At 59.7% G+C, this 6,287-nt stretch carries 6 protein-coding genes; 3 read left to right on the top strand and 3 right to left on the bottom strand.

Going from position 1 to position 6,287, the window contains the following annotated elements; genetic code table 11:
• The first annotated feature begins 49 nt into the window (after positions 1-49).
• Entirely contained in the window at positions 50-634 is a 585-nt protein-coding gene (locus LVD08_RS06565; protein ID WP_247267764.1) for a papain-like cysteine protease family protein, read from the top strand.
• Between the two features lie 12 nt (positions 635-646).
• Positions 647-1,246 (top strand): hypothetical protein, encoded by a 600-nt coding sequence (locus tag LVD08_RS06570; protein ID WP_247267765.1) that lies wholly within the window; start codon positions 647-649, stop codon positions 1,244-1,246.
• A gap of 63 nt (positions 1,247-1,309) precedes the next feature.
• Here the strand turns inward: LVD08_RS06570 and LVD08_RS06575 are convergent, their stop codons facing one another.
• Positions 1,310-2,650, bottom strand: coding sequence for a DEAD/DEAH box helicase (locus tag LVD08_RS06575; RefSeq protein ID WP_041070247.1), 1,341 nt, complete (start codon positions 2,648-2,650; stop codon positions 1,310-1,312).
• Positions 2,651-2,841: 191 nt separating this feature from the next.
• On the opposite strand from LVD08_RS06575, the gene LVD08_RS06580 reads away from it, so the two are divergent.
• Positions 2,842-4,140 (top strand): mechanosensitive ion channel family protein, encoded by a 1,299-nt coding sequence (locus LVD08_RS06580; RefSeq protein WP_247267766.1) that lies wholly within the window; start codon positions 2,842-2,844, stop codon positions 4,138-4,140.
• Between the two features lie 110 nt (positions 4,141-4,250).
• On the opposite strand, the gene LVD08_RS06585 is transcribed toward LVD08_RS06580, so the two are convergent.
• Together LVD08_RS06585 and LVD08_RS06590 are read right to left on the bottom strand one after the other, a co-directional pair.
• On the bottom strand, positions 4,251-5,117 hold the full coding sequence (locus LVD08_RS06585; RefSeq protein ID WP_247267767.1) for a carboxylate/amino acid/amine transporter: 867 nt from the start codon (positions 5,115-5,117) through the stop codon (positions 4,251-4,253).
• Between the two features lie 343 nt (positions 5,118-5,460).
• Positions 5,461-6,060, bottom strand: coding sequence for an FMN-dependent NADH-azoreductase (locus LVD08_RS06590; RefSeq protein ID WP_027614552.1), 600 nt, complete (start codon positions 6,058-6,060; stop codon positions 5,461-5,463).
• Positions 6,061-6,287: the final 227 nt, after the last annotated feature.

Raw genomic sequence — 6,287 nt, forward strand, 5'->3', positions numbered from 1 at the left:
ACACAATCACAAGCTGGACGCTTGTTTTCATTCATGGAGGACTGAAAAAATGTTAACCACTCAAGCAACATCGTTCACCGGCGAGAGCCTGCCAAGGTGCCTTGTTGGCCACCTGATCGACCCGCAACTGGTCGAGGTTGAAGCCACTGCGCAAACGGCGGCACTGGCCGCTGCCAACCTCAACTTCACGATGCAGAAACAGACCCAGACCAACTGGTGCTGGGCCGCCGTTTCCGCCTCGGTCGGCAATTATTACGGCACCGGCAACTGGACCCAGTGCGGCGTCGCCAGCACCCAACTGGACCGCAATTGCTGCAGCCAGCCGGGGCCGTGCAACGTCTACGGCTATCTGGATTCGGCCCTGCAAACCACCCGCAGCTATAACGGGATGAATCAGGGTTCGCTGCAGATGTCGGCCATTCAGAACCAGATCAACATGGGCCGCCCGGTCGGCCTGCGTTGTGCCTGGTATGGTGGCGGTGCGCACTTCCTGGCGATCTACGGCACCAACGGCAACTACGTGCTGATCGCCGACTCGATCTACGGTTACTCGACCCGCGCGCTGAACTCATTCCCCGGTTCGTACAACGGCGGCGGCAACTGGACTCACACTTACTTCACCGCGAAACACTAGGAGGGCGACATCATGCAACTGACTTATCCAAAGGCGCCTTCCAACGGCGTACAGACTTTGCGTCCGGTGCTGCAAGCCGCGCTGCAAAACCAGGGCTTCGGCATCAACCGCCAGTTCGCCAACGCGACACCGGCCAAAGTCAGCCTCAGCGAAGCCTATCGCGGCTACTCGCTGACACTCGACGACCTGAGCCAAGGCAAGGGTCTGAAAGACGCACGTATCGGCGACTGGCATTACCTGGTGTTTGCCGACGGCGTAAGCATTGCCGATGCGCAACTGGCCGAGGTGCGTGGCCATGTCGAGTTCGCTTCGCTGAACCACGGCACCCGGGCCGCCGACACCGTGGGCGCGTTGAAACTGGCGGAACAGGCGCCGCAATTGCAGGGCAAGAGCGTTGAACTGCGGGTGCTGTTTGTCTCGGCACTGCACGTCGTGGCGATCTGGCTGCACGCTGACGGTGAAGATGTACTGATCCCGATCGAGCCGACGCCGAAAGAGCTCGGGAACTCGCGGCTGTACAGCGAAGCCGCGTTGCTCGCGCAGCTCAAACCGGCGGCAGATCGCGCAAAACAGCGCTTTGACGCAGACACCAGCGGACAGTTGGGGAACTGAAAAACCCTGCGCATAAAAAAACCCGGACGCTGTCCGGGTTTTTTATTGGCCGCTTGAGACGACTTATTCAGCCGCTGGCTCTGCGGGCTTGCGACGCTTGAGCGGGGCCATGCCGTCGCTGCTCACCAGAGAATCCGGCTTTGGACGGTTGGCGCTCTTGCGCTTGGTCGGGGTCTTGGCGGCGGTTTTCTTCTTGTCGCCCTTGGCGTCGGTCTTTTTCTTCTTCACGCCGACGGCTTTGCCCGAGGCCTTGACCTTCTTCGGCCCGCCGTAGGTGCCTTTGACTTCCTTGATGGTGCGGCGCTCGAAGCTCTGCTTGAGGTAGCGCTCGATGCTCGACATCAGGTTCCAGTCGCCGTGGCAGATCAGCGAGATCGCCAGACCGTCGTTGCCTGCGCGGCCGGTACGACCGATGCGGTGCACGTATTCGTCGCCGCTGCGTGGCATGTCGAAGTTGATCACCAGATCCAGGCCATCAACGTCCAGACCACGGGCCGCGACGTCGGTGGCTACCAGAATCTTCACGCCGCCCTGCTTCAGACGGTCGATCGCCAGTTTGCGATCCTTCTGGTCTTTCTCGCCGTGCAGCACGAACGCCTTGTATTCCTGAGCCACAAGGCGGCCGTAGATGCGGTCGGCCATGGCCCGGGTGTTGGTGAAGACGATGGCCTTCTGGTAGGTCTCGTTGGCCAGCAGCCAGTTGACGATCTGTTCTTTGTGCTGGTTGTGATCGGCTGTGATGATCTGCTGACGGGTGGTCGAGTTCAGTTGGCTGACCGCGTTGAGCTGCAGGTGCTCAGGATTGTTCAGCACCTTGGCGATCATCTCGCGCAGGCCGGAACCACCGGTGGTGGCGGAGAACAGCATGGTCTGCTGACGGTTCGGGCATTCGTCGACCAGACGTTGCACGTCTTCGGCGAAACCCATGTCGAGCATGCGGTCGGCTTCGTCGAGCACCAGCACTTCGACTTCTTTGAGGTCGAGGTTGCCGGCGTTGAGTTGCTCGATCATCCGGCCCGGCGTACCGATCAGGATGTCCGGCACCTTGCGCAGCATCGCGGCCTGCACCTTGAAGTCTTCACCGCCGGTGATCAGGCCGGACTTGATGAACGTGAACTGCGAAAAGCGCTCAACTTCCTTAAGCGTCTGCTGGGCCAGTTCACGGGTCGGCAGCAGGATCAGCGTCTTGATGCTGACGCGGATCTTCGCCGGGCCGATCAGGCGATTGAGGATCGGCAGGACAAAAGCGGCGGTCTTGCCGCTACCGGTTTGCGCCGTCACCCGCAGGTCACGCCCCTGGAGCGCCAGCGGAATGGCCGCTGCTTGCACAGGCGTTGGCTCGACAAATTTCAGCTCGGCCACGGCTTTGAGCAGGCGTTCGTGCAGGGCGAATTGGGAAAACACGGGTGCTACCTCGAAGATATGCAAAAAAACAGCTGCATAGGTTACCGGTTTCGAGCGCTCAGGCCGAGTTTCTTTATACAAACGGGCGTAATCAGTGGCTTTTTTGTTGCTCGATTTGTCTCCAACGGTAATACACAGCGTCTTAAATGCTCTAATCGCCCATCGCGTCTTACAGAAGAATCGTTGCTCACATGGATTTCAAACAGCTCTGGCTCAACGCCCAAGACCTCTGGGGTGCCCTCGAAAAGCACCCATTCCTGCAATCCGGCCTGGCGCTGATGCTGCTACTGGTGATCGCGCTGGTCCTCGGACGAGTGGCACGCTATCTGATCCTGCATGCCAGCCGCATGCTCGGGCGCCAGCCGGCCCTGCACTGGATCAACGACTTTCGCCACAACAAGGTGTTTCAACGTCTGGCGCAGATGACGCCGTCGCTGGTGATCCAGTTCGGCCTGCACCTGGTGCCGGAACTGAGCAAAACCGCGATGTCCTTCCTCGGCAACGTGGCGCTGTCCTTCACCATCCTGTTCCTGCTGCTGTCGGTCAGCGCCCTGCTCAATGCGCTGCTGGACATCTACGCCCGCACCGAACACGCCCGCACCCGCTCGATCAAGGGCTATGTGCAACTGGCGAAAATGGTCTTGTACGTGTTTGGTGCGATCATCATCGTCGCCACGTTGATCGATCGTTCGCCGCTGTTGCTGCTCTCCGGTCTGGGTGCGATGTCGGCGGTGATTCTGTTGGTATATAAGGACACTCTGCTGTCATTCGTTGCCAGCGTGCAGTTGACCAGCAACGACATGCTGCGGGTCGGCGACTGGATCGAAATGCCGCAAGTCGGCGCCGATGGCGATGTGGTCGACATCACCTTGCACACGGTCAAGGTGCAGAACTTCGACAAGACCATCGTTTCGATCCCGACCTGGCGCCTGATGTCCGAATCGTTCCGCAACTGGCGCGGCATGCAACAGTCCGGCGGGCGACGGATCAAGCGCAGCCTGTTCATCGACGCCAGCGGCGTGCGCTTCATTCGTGACGATGAAGAAGAGAAGTTGAGCCAGGTGCACCTGCTGACCGGCTACATGGGCCGCAAGAAAGCCGAACTCAAGGCGTGGAACGAGGCGCAAGGAAACGTCGCGGCGATGTCGGCCAACCGCCGGCGCATGACCAACATCGGCACCTTCCGCGCTTATGCGCTGGCGTATTTGAAGAGTCACCCGGAGGTGCAGCCGAACATGACCTGCATGGTGCGCCAGATGCAGACCATGGCGCAGGGCATTCCACTGGAAATCTACTGCTTCACCACCACCACGGTGTGGGCCGATTACGAGCGGATTCAGGGGGATATTTTCGACTATCTGCTGGCGGTGCTGCCGGAGTTTGGCTTGAGCCTGTATCAGCAGCCGAGTGGCGGGGATTTGCGTTCGGGGTTGTTGCCGGCGGTGTTGGGGGCGGCGAGCATTCCCGAGCCGCAGAAACACCTCATGTAACGCCACCGATCAAAACTGTGGGAGCGGGCTTGCTCGCGAAGGCGTCAGGTCAGTCAACATAATCGTTGAATGACGCACCGCTTTCGCGAGCAAGCCCGCTCCCACAGGGGTTATGCGGTGGCTTGAGTTTTGCGGATGCCCAACCGGCTGATCCACACCGCCGCCAGAATCACACTCCCGCCCAGCAACAACCTTCCCAGTTCCTCATGCTGATTCCAGATCAGCAGATTCAGCAGCAAGCCCACTGGCACATGCAGGTTGTTCATCACCGCCAGCGTGCCGCCGTTGACCATGCACGCGCCCTTGTTCCACCAGTACATGCCCAACGCCGTCGAGACCAGACCGAGGAACAGCAACACGCCCCATTGCAACGGCGCTTCGGGCAGGAAGTTGGACTTGCCGAACAGCAGAAACGCCGGCAACACCACTGCCAACGCGCCGAGATAGAAGAAGCCGAAACGCCGGTAATGCGGCAGATCACTCGGGTGTTTTGCCACCAGATGCTTGTACATCACCTGCCCTGCGGCGTAGGTGAAGTTGGCCAGTTGCAGCAGCAAAAAGCCCATGAAGAAATCCGGGTTGATCCGGTCAAAACGAATCACCGCCGCACCGCCCACCGCTACCAACGCGGCCACTAGCGCCCACGGATTGAAGCGGCGGTTCAGCGCATCTTCGATCAGCGTCACGTGCAGCGGCGTGAGGATCGTGAACAGCAACACCTCCGGCACCGTCAGTACACGGAAGCTCAGGTACAGGCAAACGTAGGTGATGCCGAACTGCAACGCGCCGATCAGCAGCATGCCGCGCATGAACGAAGGCTCCACCGAGCGCCAGCGGGTCAACGGAATGAACACCAGCCCGGCCAGCACCACGCGCACCAGCACTGCAAAGTAGCTGTCGACATGCCCGGCGAGGTATTCGCCGATCAGACTGAAGGAAAACGCCTGGATCAGCGTGACAAAAAGTAGATAGCCCATGGTCGCCTCTGTTTCGAATGGCGGCGACGATAGCGGTTTTTGCGCCAGACCGCGAACCTCAGGCAACACTGAACCCTGTGGGAGCGGGCTTGCTCGCGAAAGCATCGTGTCAGTCGACGAATATTTGACTGACACACCGCCTTCGCGAGCAGGCTCGCTCCCACAAGGAGTTTTGTGTTGTTCAAAAAACACAGGCAAAAAAAAGCCCGATCTCGCTAAAGCGTTCAATCGGGCTACAGCACTCAGGAGCAACAAGTGCAAAGGGAGGTTCGATGCGCGTAGAGCCTTGAAGGGGTTGCGCCAGGTCACTTAACCAAGCGGCGATTATCTGGCGATTAACATATCAAGCGACCTGAGACAGTTTGGCGTTGGCCTGATTCAGGCCCTTCTCCTGGAAGTCGCCACCCAGGTTCATGCCTTCGGCGTGAATGAAGGTCACGTCATGGATGCCGATGAAACCCATGACCTGACGCAGGTACGGTTCCTGATGGTCGGCCGGGCCGCCAGCGTAGATCCCGCCGCGAGCGGTCAGCACGTAGGCACGTTTGCCGCTGAGCAGGCCTTGCGGGCCGGTTTCGGTGTACTTGAAGGTCACGCCGGCACGCAGCACGTGGTCGAGCCAGGCCTTGAGGGTGCTCGGGATCGCGAAGTTGTACATCGGCGCAGCCATCACCAGTACGTCGGCGGCGAGCAGCTCGTCGGTCAATTCGTTGGAGCGCTCCAGCGACGATTGTTCGCTGGCATTGCGCTGCTCGGCAGGCTTCATCCAGCCGCCCAGCAGGTTGGCGTCCAGGTGTGGAACGGGATTCACGGCGAGGTCACGCACGCTGATCTGATCGTTGGGATGCGCCGCTTTCCACTGACCGATGAAGGTCTGGGTCAGTTGACGGGAAACCGAGTCTTGCTGGCGGGCGCTGCTTTCAATGATCAGAACGCGGGACATGGTGTGTAGTCTCCATCCGAGAATGTTGTAGGTCGATGGAGTGAAGGTTAAACAGGGTCGTATCGATGAAAAAGCGCAAATAATTGCTGCAAAGCATCGAATAATTCGTTTAGATGCAGTTTGTACCCTTGTAGGAGTGAGACCGCTCCCGAGTGCGGGGGGGTAGGGGGATCAAGGTTTTACTGGCACCCCCCCATCGCGGGCCGGGTCGCCCCCACACGGGGGTG

Origin of the sequence: Pseudomonas sp. YL2 (assembly GCF_023063025.1) — a bacterium.
Lineage (GTDB): Bacteria > Pseudomonadota > Gammaproteobacteria > Pseudomonadales > Pseudomonadaceae > Aquipseudomonas > Aquipseudomonas putida_A.